This window comes from Acidovorax sp. Root70 (assembly GCF_001428225.1).
In the GTDB taxonomy this organism is placed as follows: domain Bacteria; phylum Pseudomonadota; class Gammaproteobacteria; order Burkholderiales; family Burkholderiaceae_C; genus Acidovorax.
The window spans coordinates 59,805-73,391 of sequence record NZ_LMHQ01000003.1; the positions used below are offsets into that span (position 1 = coordinate 59,805).

Below are 13,587 nucleotides of genomic sequence, written 5' to 3' on the forward strand. Positions count from 1 at the left end.
CCATGGTGGCGACACCTCGCCCGCCTGCTTTCCGGGTGGACGAGGGAACGCGGCGCCTTGGCATCTCGGCGCAGCCGCTGATGCCACTCGGCAACCGGTCCCTCCGCCGTTCCTTCTCAACCAAGTTCAACCAAGTTCAACCAAGTGCCTCCATGAGGCTCATGACATACATGATGAAAAAACTACTGCTGGGACTGCTCGCTCTTGCGGTGCTGCTGGCTGCGGCCTTGGGTATCAACACCTTGCGCAAGGGCTCGCGCCAGATGGCGGTGGCGCCCATTGCCCGCTTGCCAGTGGACGATGCCGCCGCCGCCCAGCGCTTGGCCGAGGCAGTCCGTCTGCGCACCGAGTCCTCGCGCGACGACGCCACCGCCAGTACCGGGCAGTTTTTGCAGTTCCACGTGCTGCTGCAGGAGCGGTTCCCGCTGGTGCATGCCAAGCTCAAGCGCGAGGTGGTGGGTGACTTGAGCCTGCTCTACACCTGGCCTGGTAGCGATGCGAGTGCTGCGCCCGTGATGCTGCTGGCCCACCAGGACGTGGTGCCTGTTGCCCCTGGCACCGAGGGCGACTGGGCGCAGCCTCCCTATTCCGGCGCGATCAAGGACGGGTTCGTCTGGGGCCGTGGCTCCTGGGACGACAAAGGCAACCTGATGAGCCAGCTTGAAGCCGTGGAGATGCTTCTGGCGGCTGGCTTCCAGCCCCAGCGCACCATCTATCTGGCTTTCGGCGCCGATGAGGAAGTGGGCGGGCTGCGCGGGGCTGCCCAGATCGCCGCCCTGCTGCAGGAGCGCAAGGTGCATCTCGATTTTGTGATCGATGAGGGCTTGCTGATTCTCGACGGCGTGATGCCGGGGCTGGACAAGCCTGCGGCGCTCATCGGCGTGGCGGAAAAGGGCTACATGTCGGTGGTGATGAAGATGTCGGGCACACCGGGGCATTCGTCCATGCCGCCCCACAAGGGCAGCAGCGCCATCGCCATGGTGAGCGACGCGCTGCGGCGTCTTGACGAGGAGCAGTTGCCTGGCGGCATTCGCGGGGTGGCGGGTGAGATGTTCGACACCCTGGCGCCCGAGATGGGCGGGGTGAACCGTGTTGTGCTGTCCAATCTGTGGTTGTTCCGGCCGGTGGTGCAAAAGCAGCTCGAGGGAGCCTCCAGCACCAATGCCATGTTGCGCACCACCACGGCGCTGACCATCGTGAACGCCGGCAACCGCGACAACGTGGTGCCCGGTCGCGCCGAAGCCACGGTCAACTTCCGCCTGCTGCCGGGCGATACCAAGGAGCAGGTGATGGACCATGTGCGCAGCAAGATCAGCGCACCCGCGGCGCAGTACGAGCTGAGCACGTTGCCCGGCGCGGTGGATGCCTCCAAGGTAGCACCCACGGACTCCACCCAGTACCGCCTGCTCAACCAGACCATCCGGGAGATCTTTCCCGATGTGCTGGTGGCCCCGGGCCTCATGGTGGCGGGGACCGATTCGCAGCACTATGGCGCCATCAGCGACCACATCTTCAAGTTCTCGCCTGTGCGTGCGAATTCGGAAGACCTGAAGCGCTTTCACGGCACCAACGAGCGCCTGGACATTGCCAACTACGCAGACGCCATTCGCTTTTACCACCGGCTGATCGGGCAGATCAGCCAGAAGGACCCCAAGCCCTGACGCGGGGGCTTAACCGTGTGGATCACTGCGGCGCGCCATGGTCCACAGTGCTGCCACCACGATGAGCCCACCCCCTACCCAGCCCGTGGTGCTGAGTTGCTCGCCCAACCAGAACACCGCAAACAGCGCGCCAAAGGCGGGCTCACTGCTGGTCAGCAAGCCCACCCGCGTGGGCGAGCTGTGGCGCAGTGCCCAGTTCTGGGCCACAAACGCAAACACCGTGCAGCCCGCCACCAGGTAGACGCAGGCCCACCAGAAAGCGCTGGCCTGGGTGATCGATGGCAGCGGGGGCAGTTTGCCCGGCAAGGCCAGCGCCAGCAGCAGGCAGCCCACTCCGATGACGCCCGACTGCACCGCCGTGAGGGCCAGCACCGGCGCATTGCGGCGGCGGGTGAGCCGCGTGGTTTGGCACACCGTGATGGCGCGCAGCACAGCGGCCGCCAGCATCAGCGCGTCGCCCCAGCCCCACCGGCCCGTGTAACCCCCGCTGAGCAGGGCTGCGCCCAGCAGTGATGCGGCAGCAAAACCAAACATCGCGCGCTCGGGCCGCTGGCGCAGCAGCCACCACTCGGCAAACGGTGTGAACACCACGCACAGGCTGATCAGAAACGCTGCATTGCTGGCCTGCGTGAGTGCCAGGCCAAAGGTCTCGCACAGAAAGATGCCCAGCATCAGCACGCCCAGCGGCAGGCCCGCCACCAGCGCATCGCGCCGCTCGGGCGCACTGGCGCGCAGCAGGGCAGGGAGCAGCACGGCAAAGGTCAGGAGGAAGCGCACGGCCAAAAAGCCCAGTACCGGGTAGAACACCAGGGCCCCCTTGGCCACGCCATAGCTCGTGCCCCACACCACGGCCACCATCAGCAGGGCCAGGTCAGACAGGCGCGGGGCCAGCGGGGAGGGGGCGGACAGGGGCAGGGTGTGTGACATGGGAATGCAGTCGGTTGGAGGAAGGCAGCGGAGCGCCGCGCCGGGTGATGACCGGGCGTTAGGAAATTATCAATTTGCGTCGTTGGATTGATAATCGCTGCCAAAGAACTGCACTTGTTCCTCATGCGCATCAATCAACCCCTGGACAGCCTCCCCGACATGGCGGTGTTTGCCCGCGTGGTGGACGCAGGCAGCTTCTCGGCTGCTGCGCGGCAGCTGGGCATCACCCCGTCGGCGGTCAGCCGCCAGGTGGCCCGGCTGGAGGGGGCGCTGCGCGTGCGTCTGCTGGAGCGCACCACCCGCAAGCTGCGGCTGACCGATGCGGGCACGGCGGTCTACAGCCGCTGCCAGGACATGGTGTCTGCCGCACGCGAGGTGTGGGCGCTGAGTGACACGCACTCTGCAGAGCCTTCTGGCATGGTGCGCATGAGCATGGCCAAGGCGGTAGGGCGCCAGCTGGTGCACCCGCTGGTGCTGCCGTTCTTGCAGAAGTACCCCCAGGTCGATGTGCAGCTGCTCATCACCGACCGCACGGTGGACCTGTTCGAGGAACCGATTGACCTGGCCCTGCGCGTGACCGACACGCCGCCCCCGGGCCTGGCCGGGCGCCCGCTGGCCACGCTGCGCCACCTGGCCTGTGCCAGCCCGCGCTACCTGGCCGAGCGGGGCCATCCCCAGCACCCGCGCGACCTGGAACACCACGCCTGCATCACCCTGGGCGAGGACGAGCGCGACCGGCACTGGCGCTTTGAGCGCGCGGGCGAAGCCGCCACGGTGGCCGTGCGCGGTCGCTATGTAGCTAACCACAGCGAGGTGCGGCTGGAGGCCGCGCTGAGCCACCTGGGCATTGCCAGCCTGCCGGGCTTTACCGCACGTTCAGCGTTGGAGCGGGGCGACCTGGTGGCCGTGCTGCCCGACTGGGAGCACAAGACGTCGTACGCCGGCACGGCCTGGGTGCTGTACCCGTCCCACCGCTTTCTGCCCGCCAAGCTGCGGGTGTGGATCGACCACTTGGTGGAAGGCTTTGCGGGCGTGGAGTGAAGCGGGAGAGGGGCGCGAGGGCAGGGCGAGCCTGCGGTGGGCTCAGCAGGGGTTGCACCCTCGACAGCTCATCTGGCCCGGGGCGGATCAACAAATGACGGCGCCTTCGGGCCAACAGCAGGTTCGCCACCCTGGCCGTTCTCTGGCACGCGGCGTTGCGCAAGCACCGCAGTTGCCATCTTTTGTGTAACAAAAGCCTGCAAATCAGGGTTTTCATTTTGTCATTTCACGTAATTATGAGAAATTACGCACATGGCGAGGCAATAGCCACTGTTGTCAGCTGATAGAGGGGTGTTGCACGCATTCGGCCTGCGCAATCCACTGGGAGTTGGTAGCTGATGCCTCGCGGGTTGGTGCCCTGGAGCCTTGTTTCACATGCGTCCTGTCCTGAATTCACTGCACGACGAAGTCGCCTCCCGGCTGCGGGAGCAGATTTTTGCGGGCACCTTGCCGCCGGGCAGCTTTCTGGACGAGGCCGCCTTGTGCGAGCGGCTGGAAATCTCGCGCACCCCCCTGCGTGAGGCGCTCAAGGTGCTGGTGGCTGAGGGGCTGCTGCGCCACGAGCCGCGCCGGGGCTGCTTTGTGGCTGAGGTCACCGAGAGCGATCTGGACAACATCTTTCCCGTCATCGCATTGTTGGAGGGGCGCGCCGCGCACGAGGCCACGCGCAAAGCCGTGGCGGCCGACATTGCCGCGCTGGAGCTGCTGCACGAACGCCTGCAGCAATGCGCGGCCGACGGGCTGGTCACCGACTACTACGAAGCCAACTACGCCATCCACGAGGCCTTCATCACGCTGGCCGACAACCGCTGGTTGGCCCAGGTGATTGGCGACCTGCGCAAGATCCTGCGGCTGGCACGCCACAAGTCGCTGCACGCCCCCGGGCGCATGCAGCAAAGCCTGGCGGAGCACCTGGCCGTGTTTGCCGCCCTCAAGGCCCGCGACTGCGATGCAGCCGAAGAAGCCATGCGCACCCATTTGTTGCGCCAGCGTGATGCGCTGCGCGACGTAGCCCGCAACCAGCAATCGAGGTTGACCCCATGATCAACAGCACCCCCGAATGGATCGCCCGCAGTGTGTCACGCCTGCGCACTGCCGCGCCTGCCCCCGACAAGGCGGGGGACAAGGCGGCCGACAAGTCGGCCAAGGCTGCACTCGACAAAACCGTGATCGACGTGGTTGCCAAGGTCGCGGTGCCGCGCTCTACCCATGAGCGCCTGCAGGCCACGCTGCGTCGCGGCCAGGAGGCGCTGTCGCCCCGTGCGCTGCGCCGCCTGCTGGCCGACCTGCAGGAGGTGGTGGCCCCGCAGGTGAGCGAGATCGAAGGCGGCCGCCGCGCCCAGGTGGTGGCCGACTGGTACGCCAAGGCCGCGCCCGAAGAGCGGCGTGACATGTGGCTGCTGATGTGCGAGCAGTTTGCGCCGGACGCCACGCGCTTCAAGTCGGCCCGCCAGCGCTACGAGGCAGCGGCCGGCACGGCGGAGGAAGGCCAGGCGGAGATCGGCCTGCGCCGCGCCTTGGTGTCGCCCCGCACACGGTTGCTGCAGCGGTTTTCGGCGTTCCCCGAAGGCATGCGCTTTCTGGTGGACATGCGCGCAGAAATCCTGCCGCTGCTCAAGGCCGACAAGCGCCTGCTGCCGCTCGATGCCGAGCTGGAACACCTGTTCTCGACCTGGTTTGATGTGGCCTTTCTGGAACTGCGCCGCCTGTCGTGGGACTCGCCCGCCTCGCTGCTTGAAAAGCTCATCAAATACGAGGCCGTGCACGACATCCGCAGTTGGGCCGACCTGAAGAACCGTCTGGACAGCGACCGCCGCTGCTATGGCTTCTTCCACCCGCGTCTGCCCAACGAGCCGCTGATCTTTGTGGAGGTGGCTCTGGTGGACAAGATCTCGGCCAGCATCACGCCGCTGCTGGACGAGGCGGCTGCGCCCGTGGACATCACACGGGCCACCACGGCCATCTTCTATTCCATCAGCAACACACAAACGGGCCTGCGCGGCGTGAGCTTTGGCGACTCGCTGATCAAGCATGTGGTGGAAACGCTCACGGCCGAGTTCCCGCGCTTGCGCACCTTTGCCACGCTGTCGCCCATCCCGGGTTTCCGCGCTTGGCTGGGCAAGCATGCGGGTGCGATGCTGGACCGCCTGGACGACAAGCGCCGCAGCGAACTGGGCCGCGCGGTGGGGTTCGAGCCGCCGCAGGCCACGCATTTTCTCGGCGCGGTGGACAAGGCGCTGGAGCTGGACGCCAAATCCCCCGTGCGCCAGATGCTGCTGGAATGCGCCGCGTACTATCTGGGCCGCGAGCTGCAAGAAGGCAAGCCGGCAGACCCCGTAGCCCGCTTCCACTTGGGTAACGGCGCGCGGGTAGAGCGCCTGAACTGGGCGGGCGACCCGTCCACCAAGGGGCAAAAACAATCGTACGGGCTCATGGTGAACTACCTGTACGACTTGAAGCGCATCGACAAGCACCGCAGCTTGCTTGCGCAGGGCAAAGTGCCAGTGTCGGGGGACATCGACAGCCTTTGCCGCGACTGACGGGGCGCCCGGCATGATGTCGGGTGGACCAGAGACAGCGTATTTTTACAACGACAGGAGACAACGAATGATTGAATCGCGAATCCAACGCCGGGATGTCTTGCTCGGCGCAGCGGCTGCAGGTTTGGGCCTGGCCAGCGGCAGCAGCTGGGCCGACAGCAACTGGCCGACCAAGCCGGTGACGGTGGTGGTGCCTTTTCCCGCCGGTGGCGGTACCGATGCCTTTGCCCGGCCGCTGGCCGCGCAGTTTTCCAAAAGCACAGGCAAGACGCTGGTGATCGACAACCGGGGGGGCGCCGGTGGCACGCTGGGCGCCAGCATTGCCTCCAAGGCTGCTCCCGACGGCTACACCTTGTTCATGGGGGCGGTGCACCACGCCATTGCCCCGTCGATGTACCCCAAGCTCGACTACGACATCGAAAAAGACTTTATCCCGCTGGCGCTGCTGGCCAATGTGCCGCAGGTGGTGGTGGTCAACCCCAAGACGCCGTCTGCCAACTTCAAGCAGTTTCTGGACTACGTCAAGCGCAACCCCGCCAAGCTCAACTACGGCTCGGCCGGGGCCGGCACCTCGCACCATCTGGCGGGCGAGCTGTTCAAGCAGCAGACGGGCACCTTCATCACCCACATCCCGTACCGGGGCGCAGGCCCGGCGCTGCAGGACCTGATTGGCGGCAACGTGGACATGATGTTCGACGGCCTGGGGTCCTCCGCCAACCACATCAAGAGCGGCCGCATCAAGGCGCTGATGGTGTCCGGCCCCAAGCGCAACCCTGCCTTCCCCGACGTGCCCTGCGCCTCCGAAGTGGGCCTGCCCGACTACACCGTGACCACCTGGTACGGCCTGTGGGCGCCCAAAGGCACACCGGCTGATGTGCAGGCCCGCATCGTGGAAGAAATCAAGCGCCTGGGCACGGCCGAAGAGCTCAAGGCCGTGTGGGCCAGCAACGGCGCGGACTACGGTGGCATGACGCAACAGCAGTTCGGCGCGTTTGTGAGCAGCGAGGTCAAGCGCTGGGCGGCCGTGGTGAAGGCGTCTGGCGCCAAATTGGACTAACCCCCTGTGGCGCTTTGCGCCTTCCCCCTGAAGGGGGACGCCACCCGTGGCCTGGCAAAGCCAGTTCCACGGTGGCGCTGGCGATGGTGCCGCGCGGGTTTCGAGAGCCGCAAGGGTTGAGCAGTGTAGGACGGGATGGATAGCAAGATGTCTGGTGAAGTGTTGATGAATGCCGGTGAGGGTGGAGTGGTGCATGTCACTCTGCGCCACACCGGGCGGCTGAACGCCATGTCGCGGCCCATGTGGCGGCAGTTGCGTGCGGTTTTTGAAGACGTGCAGCGCCGTGCCGATGCGCGCTGCGTGCTCATCGCTGGCGAAGGCGGTGCGTTTTGCGCGGGCGGAGACATTTCAGAGTACCCCGGCTTCCGTTTTGACGCGGCAGCCCTGCGCGACTTTCATGAAAACGACGTGTGGGGCGGGCTGAACGCCATGCTCCAGTGCGACGTGCCCATCGTGACCCAGATCAGCGGTGCCTGCATGGGCGCTGGCGTGGAGATTGCCAGCTGCTGCGACATCCGCGTGGCGGGCAGTGGCGCGCGCTTTGGCGCGCCGATTGCCAAGCTGGGTTTCCCGATGGCCCCGCGCGAGGCGCAACTGGTGGCCGGTGCGGTGGGTGACGTCACCGCACGCCAGATGCTGCTGGAGGCCGCCACCTTCAGCTCCCCCGACATGCTGGCCCGTGGCTTTCTGAGCCGCGTGGTGGCCGACGACATGGTGGCCACCGAAGCCCTGGGCAGTGCCCAGCGCATCGCCGCACTGGCGCCCCAGGCCGCCCGCATGAATAAACAGACGTTTCGGGCATTAAAAGCGCCTGTAGCGCTAGAAAATCATGCCCAGTCTGCTATCGAAAACATAGTAAATGGCCCTGCCGATCCCTATGCCTACGCCGCCAGTGCCGAGCACCGCGAAGGGATCGCAGCCTTTCTGGACAAGCGCGCGCCGGTGTTCTGACCGACGCCTTCATCCCCGCTTTCTCCCATTCAGCCAGTCCCAAACTCTCAACCCAGCTACCCAGCCCATCGAAGTCTGAGCCATGAGCCAACACAACCTCTTCAGCGCCCTGCGCGCCGCGTTCCCGTCTGACCTGGACAGCACTGCCGTCGAGACCACAGCGGCCGACGGCACCCCGCTGTACTACACCTGGCGCGACCTGGACCGTGCCAGCGCCCGCATCGCCAACCTGCTCGCATCGCTCAATCTGCCTGAGGGCAGCTGCGTGGCCGTGCAGGTCGAAAAATCGGTCGAAGCGATGGCGCTGTACCTGGCCACGCTGCGTGCGGGCTACGTGTTCTTGCCGCTCAACACCGCCTACCAAAGCGCCGAGATCGAATACTTCATCGGCAACGCCGAGCCTGCCGTGGTGGTGTGCTCGCCCGGTAACTTTGGCTGGGTCAGCAAAATCGCCTTCACCCTGGGCACGCAGCATGTGTTCACCCTGGGTGACGACCGCACCGGCAGCCTGCTCGATCGTGCCGCGCACCACGGTGACGAGCACCAGGCCGTGGCCCGCAGCGCCGACGACCTGGCCGCCATCCTCTACACCAGCGGCACCACCGGCCGCAGCAAGGGCGCCATGCTCACGCACGGCAACATGCTCAGCAACGCGGTCATGCTCAAGGACTACTGGGGCTGGAAGAAGGGCGATGTGCTCATCCACGCGCTGCCCATCTTCCATGTGCACGGCCTGTTCGTGGCCATCCACGGCGCGCTCATCAACGGCAGCAAGATGATCTGGATGGCCAAGTTCGACCCCAAGGCCGTCATCGCCGCCATGCCCCGCGCCACCGTGTTCATGGGCGTGCCCACGCTGTACGTGCGCATGCTGGCCGAGGCGGGCTTGAACAAACAGGCCGTGAAGAACATGCGCCTGTTCATCGCAGGCTCGGCACCGCTGCTTATCGAAACCTTCAAAGAGTGGCAGCAACGCACCGGCCACATCATCCTGGAGCGTTACGGCATGAGCGAAACCATCATGCTCACCAGCAACCCCTACAGCGCTGACAAGCGCTACCAAGGCAAGACCGGGCCAGAGAGCGAACGCCGTGGCGGCACTGTCGGCTTCCCCCTGCCGGGCGTCAGCCTGCGCGTGCAGGGCGACGACGGCAAAGACCTGCCCGTGGGCGAGATCGGCGGCATCCAGGTCAAGGGCCCCAACGTGTTCAAGGGCTACTGGCGCATGCCCGAGAAGACAGCCGAAGAGTTCACCAAAGACGGCTACTTCAAGACCGGCGACGTGGGCAAGGTCGATGAGCGTGGCTACGTCCACATCGTGGGCCGCAGCAAAGACCTCATCATCAGCGGCGGCTACAACGTCTACCCTGCAGAGATCGAGGGCTACATCAACGACATGCCCGGCGTGGCCGAAAGCGCCCTGGTCGGCGTGCCCCACCCCGACTTCGGTGAAGTGGGCGTGGCCGTGGTGATTGCCAAGCCCGGCGCCAGCCTGGACGCTGATGCCATCGTGGCCCAGCTCAAGTCGCAGTTGGCCAACTTCAAGATTCCGAAGAAGTGTTTTGTGGTGGCTGAGCTGCCGCGCAACACCATGGGCAAGGTGCAGAAAAATCTGCTGCGGGATCAGTACAAGGGGTTGTTTGCCTGATGCGGTCCCGAGGGGGGATGCGCTGCGCCTCCTGAGCGGGGTCGCTCACCCCGCCGTCTGACCCGCCGCCGCTGAGACCTGTGGGCTGCAGAAAATGCAGGGAGTTGCGGCTGGCGCTGCGGCGCCCTCGGCATGGTTGCAGCAGTGCTCCAGCCACCCGGCCACCAGCCGGTACACCGACAGATTGGTGCGTGCCGTGGGTGCGCACAGGTAGTAGCCCAGCGGGCTGTCAAAGCGGTCTTTCAGGGGCTCCACCAGGGTGCCCGCCGCCAGTTCGTCCTCCACCAGGCAGGTGGGCACGATGCCTACGCCAAAGCCTGAGACGGCGGCTCGGATGATCAGCGAGTACAGATTGAAGCCCGGACCGAACCGGCTGGCGCTGGTGTCCAGGCCGTGGGCTTCCATCCAGTCTTGCCAGGCCAGGGGTACTTCGATGTGCTGCAGCAGCGTGGCACGCATCAGGTCTTGTGGGGTGCGCAGGGGCAGGGCGGATTGCAGTTGGGGGCTGCAGACGATGCTGGTTTCTTTGCCAATCAGGTAGCGGGCATTGGCGCTGGGCCAGTTGCCGTAGCCGTACTGGATGGCCGCGTCGAACTCGTGCGGCGTCGCAAAGTCGTGCGCGTGCTGGTAGCGCACGAAGTTCAGCGACACCTGCGGCAGCGTGCGCTTGAAGTGCCCCAGGCGCGGGAAGAGCCACTGCGCCGCGAACGTGGGCGGCACCGACAGGTTGAGCGAGCCGCCGTCGCCCCCGTACGACATGAGTTGCGCTGTGGCCGATTCCAGTGCGGCCATGGCGGGGCGGGTAGCGTTGAGGTAGGTGGCGCCCGCCTCGGTCAGCTCCAGCCCCGTGGCCTTGCGGATGAACAGCTTCTGGCCCAGGTAGTCCTCCAACGCGGCAATGTGGCGGCTGATGGCGCTTTGCGTCACGCATAACTCGCGCGCAGCCATGGTGAAGGCCTGGTGCTTGGCGGCGGAGTGAAAGGCGTTCAGCTCTGAAATAGTGGGGCAGAGGCGGCGCATAGGGTTATCCCTTGATATGAGTGCTGCTCATGGGTGGGTGAGATTTTAGGCGTTGCGGCCAAGGGCAATTGGCCCGATAAATGCGTCCTGTGACAGCAACGTGTCAAGCGTCACACTCTGTAGATGCTGCAATGCACCAGATGGATGCTTGATGGTCATCATGGCTCCCCAAAAAATGGGCCATGAGTAATTTTGAAGCCATTGCGCCCACTTTGACGAACCTCATGACCTCTTTGTTGATTAAAAACAGCCGTGTGCTGGATGTGCATGCCCTGACTTTGCGCACCGGCTTGTCCGTTCTGGTGCAGGACGGCCGCATTGCGGCGGTAGGCGCCGACCTGGAGGTGCCAGAAGGTACAGCCACACTGGACGCAAAGGGCATGACCCTGATGCCTGGCTTGATCGACTGCCACGTGCATGTGGTGGCCTCGTCGTTCAACCTGGGCACGGTGGCCAAGATGCCCAACGTGTTCACCATGATGCGCTCGCTGCCCATCATGAAAGGCATGCTGGACCGGGGCTTCACCACCGTGCGCGATGCGGGCGGCGCCGACTGGTCGCTGGCCGAAGCGGTGCGCACGGGGCTGGTGCAGGGGCCGCGCATCTTCCCGGCGGGCAAGGCGCTGTCGCAAACCGGTGGGCATGCGGACTTTCGTCAGCGCAACGATGACCTGGATGTGTGCTCGTGCGCTTACAAGCTGGGCAACATTGGCCGCGTGGTGGATGGGGTGGATGCCTGCCGCCTGGCGGTGCGCGAAGAGATCCTGAAGGGCGCCACACAGATCAAGGTGATGGCTTCGGGCGGCGTGGCGTCGCCCAACGACCCGATTGGCAACCTGGGCTATTCCGAAGCCGAGTTGCACGCCATCGTGGAAGAGGCATCCAACGCCAATACCTATGTGATGGCCCACGCCTACACGCCGCGCGCCATTGCCCGCGCGGTGCGCTGCGGGGTGCGTACCATTGAGCACGGTAATTTGGTGGATGCCCCCACGGCAGAGTTCATGGCCGAGATGGGCGCTTTCATGGTGCCGACGCTCATCACCTATGAAGGGTTGGCCAACGAGGGCGAGCGTTATGGTTTGCCCGCGGTGTCGATTGCCAAGATCGACTCGGTGCGTGGGCAGGGCAAGCAGGCCATCGAGATTCTGGCCAAGGCAGGCGTAAAAATGGGCCTGGGCAGCGACCTGTTGGCCGAAACGCACTACCTGCAGTCCGACGAGTTGCGCCTGCGCGCCGACGTGCTGGGCAACGGGCCCGTGCTGCAGCAGGCCACGCTGATCGGCGCCGAGATCCTGGGCCAGCAAGGCCAGCTGGGCGAAGTGACGCCTGGTGCCATTGCCGACCTGCTGCTGGTCGATGGCGACCCGCTCACCGACATCACCTGCCTGCTGAACCAGGGCGAGCGCATTCGCGCCATCGCCAAGGACGGCGTGTGGGTCAAGAACACCCTTTGAGTCCCTTTCACCCCCCTCACCCCCAAAAGACCGGAGATCACCATGCAACGTAGAAATTTCGTCAAGCTCGGCGGCGCCGCAGCAGCTCTGCAGTTCCTTCCCTCCATCGGGTTCAGCCAGCAGGGCGAGGTGTTTCGCATTGGCTCGCTCACGCCCATCACGGGGGCGGGCAGCCCTTACGGCCCAGGCATGCAACAGGCCATTCGCCTGGCTGTGGACGAGGTCAATGCTGCAGGCGGCGCAGGTGGCCGCAAGCTCGAACTCTTCACCGAAGACGACCAGACCAAGCCTGACGCCGCCGTGCTGGCCGCCAAGAAGCTGATCGAGGTGAACAAGGTGCAGGCGGTGCTGGGCACCTGGGCCTCGGGCGTGACTCTGGCGGTGATGCCGCTGACCGATGCGGCGGGCATCATCCAGATGAACGTGTCGGGCGCACCCGCCATCTCCACGCTGGACACCAAGGACCTGGTGTGGCGCTTTCAGGCCACCAACGACCGTTTTGGCGCGGCGTTTGCCGAGATCTGCACCAAACGCGGCTTCAAGCGGCCAGCCACCATGGCGTTCAACAACGCATCCGGTCTGGGCAATGTGGAAGGCTTCACGCGTGTGTGGGAAAAGCGGGGCGGCAAGGTGGCGGCGCACGTCACCTACGAACCCAACCGCCCCAGCTACCGCAGCGAGCTGCAGAAGATTCTGGCGGCCAAGCCCGATGTGATCGTGATGGGCTCGTACCTGCCCGACACCACCATCATCCTGCGCGAATGGTTCCAGTATGGCGCAGACACCAAGTGGATCATCCCGGGCTGGGCGGCCAACCCCGATCTGGTGAAGGCCCTGGGCGCGGAGGTGTGCGAAGGCATCATCTCGGTGGATACCGTGTCCAACGAAAAGAGCGCGTCTTACGCCCAATTTGATGCCGCCTTCACCAAGGCCACGGGTAAGGCCGCATCCACCAACATCTACGCCGCCATGGCCTACGACATGGTGATATCGCTGGCCCTGGCCATGGAGGCCGCTGGCCCCAAGGCCACGGTGGAGCAGGTCAATGCCAAGATGCGCGATGTCTCCAACGCACCCGGTACAGCAGTCTCCACCTTTGCCGAAGGCAAGGCCCAACTGGCCAAGAAGGCCAAGGTGAACTACGAAGGTGCCTCCAGCAAACTCGACTTTGACAAGGCGGGCGACGTGACGCCGGACTTTGGCGTGTTCATCATCGAAAAGGGCCAGCTGGTGCGGCGCGACGTGGTGTCCATCACCCTGTGATGGTTGTGCCCGGTGTAGCCGC

General features: G+C 65.2%; 11 protein-coding genes. 9 read left to right on the forward strand and 2 right to left on the reverse strand.

Annotation, left to right across the window (positions count from 1 at the left end; all coding sequences use genetic code 11):
* The first annotated feature begins 170 nt into the window (after positions 1–170).
* Positions 171–1,661 (forward strand): M20 family peptidase, encoded by a 1,491-nt coding sequence (locus ASD94_RS02665; protein ID WP_056638455.1) that lies wholly within the window; start codon positions 171–173, stop codon positions 1,659–1,661.
* Between the two features lie 9 nt (positions 1,662–1,670).
* Here the strand turns inward: ASD94_RS02665 and ASD94_RS02670 are convergent, their stop codons facing one another.
* Entirely contained in the window at positions 1,671–2,588 is a 918-nt protein-coding gene (locus ASD94_RS02670; RefSeq protein WP_056638211.1) for a DMT family transporter, read from the reverse strand.
* A gap of 123 nt (positions 2,589–2,711) precedes the next feature.
* Between ASD94_RS02670 and ASD94_RS02675 the strand changes: the two genes are divergently transcribed.
* The 6 genes from ASD94_RS02675 to ASD94_RS02700 all read left to right on the forward strand — a co-directional run bounded on the left by ASD94_RS02675 (position 2,712) and on the right by ASD94_RS02700 (position 9,825).
* Entirely contained in the window at positions 2,712–3,629 is a 918-nt protein-coding gene (locus ASD94_RS02675; RefSeq protein WP_056638458.1) for a LysR family transcriptional regulator, read from the forward strand.
* A 375-nt stretch (positions 3,630–4,004) separates the two neighbouring features.
* Positions 4,005–4,673: a GntR family transcriptional regulator gene (locus tag ASD94_RS02680; RefSeq protein WP_056638214.1), complete on the forward strand. Its 669-nt coding sequence runs from the start codon at positions 4,005–4,007 to the stop codon at positions 4,671–4,673.
* On the forward strand, positions 4,670–6,169 hold the full coding sequence (locus tag ASD94_RS02685) for a malonyl-CoA decarboxylase (RefSeq protein ID WP_082576723.1): 1,500 nt from the start codon (positions 4,670–4,672) through the stop codon (positions 6,167–6,169). The genes ASD94_RS02680 and ASD94_RS02685 overlap by 4 nt, the downstream gene beginning before the upstream one ends.
* 67 nt (positions 6,170–6,236) lie before the next feature.
* Complete coding sequence (locus ASD94_RS02690; protein ID WP_056638217.1) at positions 6,237–7,226, forward strand: tripartite tricarboxylate transporter substrate binding protein; 990 nt, start codon at positions 6,237–6,239, stop codon at positions 7,224–7,226.
* Between the two features lie 147 nt (positions 7,227–7,373).
* Positions 7,374–8,177, forward strand: coding sequence for an enoyl-CoA hydratase/isomerase family protein (locus ASD94_RS02695; protein ID WP_056638464.1), 804 nt, complete (start codon positions 7,374–7,376; stop codon positions 8,175–8,177).
* Positions 8,178–8,259: 82 nt separating this feature from the next.
* Complete coding sequence (locus ASD94_RS02700) at positions 8,260–9,825, forward strand: malonyl-CoA synthase (protein WP_056638220.1); 1,566 nt, start codon at positions 8,260–8,262, stop codon at positions 9,823–9,825.
* Positions 9,826–9,870: 45 nt separating this feature from the next.
* Here the strand turns inward: ASD94_RS02700 and ASD94_RS02705 are convergent, their stop codons facing one another.
* On the reverse strand, positions 9,871–10,845 hold the full coding sequence (locus ASD94_RS02705) for a LysR substrate-binding domain-containing protein (RefSeq protein WP_056638223.1): 975 nt from the start codon (positions 10,843–10,845) through the stop codon (positions 9,871–9,873).
* Positions 10,846–11,069: 224 nt separating this feature from the next.
* Between ASD94_RS02705 and ASD94_RS02710 the strand changes: the two genes are divergently transcribed.
* A complete protein-coding gene (locus tag ASD94_RS02710) occupies positions 11,070–12,302 on the forward strand; it encodes an amidohydrolase family protein (protein ID WP_056638226.1) in 1,233 nt (410 codons plus the stop codon).
* 42 nt (positions 12,303–12,344) lie between these two features.
* Positions 12,345–13,565: an ABC transporter substrate-binding protein gene (locus ASD94_RS02715; protein WP_056638229.1), complete on the forward strand. Its 1,221-nt coding sequence runs from the start codon at positions 12,345–12,347 to the stop codon at positions 13,563–13,565.
* The last annotated feature ends 22 nt before the right edge of the window (positions 13,566–13,587 follow it).

What these genes read in the sequence shown, in the direction of transcription:
- ASD94_RS02715 (WP_056638229.1), top strand. Translation starts at nt 12,345, where the DNA reads ATGCAACGTAGAAATTTCGTCAAGCTCGGCGGCGCCGCAGCAGCTCTG.
- ASD94_RS02665 (WP_056638455.1), top strand. Translation starts at nt 171, where the DNA reads ATGATGAAAAAACTACTGCTGGGACTGCTCGCTCTTGCGGTGCTGCTG.
- ASD94_RS02685 (WP_082576723.1), top strand. Translation starts at nt 4,670, where the DNA reads ATGATCAACAGCACCCCCGAATGGATCGCCCGCAGTGTGTCACGCCTG.
- ASD94_RS02680 (WP_056638214.1), top strand. Translation starts at nt 4,005, where the DNA reads ATGCGTCCTGTCCTGAATTCACTGCACGACGAAGTCGCCTCCCGGCTG.
- ASD94_RS02700 (WP_056638220.1), top strand. Translation starts at nt 8,260, where the DNA reads ATGAGCCAACACAACCTCTTCAGCGCCCTGCGCGCCGCGTTCCCGTCT.
- ASD94_RS02670 (WP_056638211.1), bottom strand. Translation starts at nt 2,588, where the DNA reads ATGTCACACACCCTGCCCCTGTCCGCCCCCTCCCCGCTGGCCCCGCGC.
- ASD94_RS02710 (WP_056638226.1), top strand. Translation starts at nt 11,070, where the DNA reads ATGACCTCTTTGTTGATTAAAAACAGCCGTGTGCTGGATGTGCATGCC.
- ASD94_RS02705 (WP_056638223.1), bottom strand. Translation starts at nt 10,845, where the DNA reads ATGCGCCGCCTCTGCCCCACTATTTCAGAGCTGAACGCCTTTCACTCC.
- ASD94_RS02675 (WP_056638458.1), top strand. Translation starts at nt 2,712, where the DNA reads ATGCGCATCAATCAACCCCTGGACAGCCTCCCCGACATGGCGGTGTTT.
- ASD94_RS02695 (WP_056638464.1), top strand. Translation starts at nt 7,374, where the DNA reads ATGTCTGGTGAAGTGTTGATGAATGCCGGTGAGGGTGGAGTGGTGCAT.
- ASD94_RS02690 (WP_056638217.1), top strand. Translation starts at nt 6,237, where the DNA reads ATGATTGAATCGCGAATCCAACGCCGGGATGTCTTGCTCGGCGCAGCG.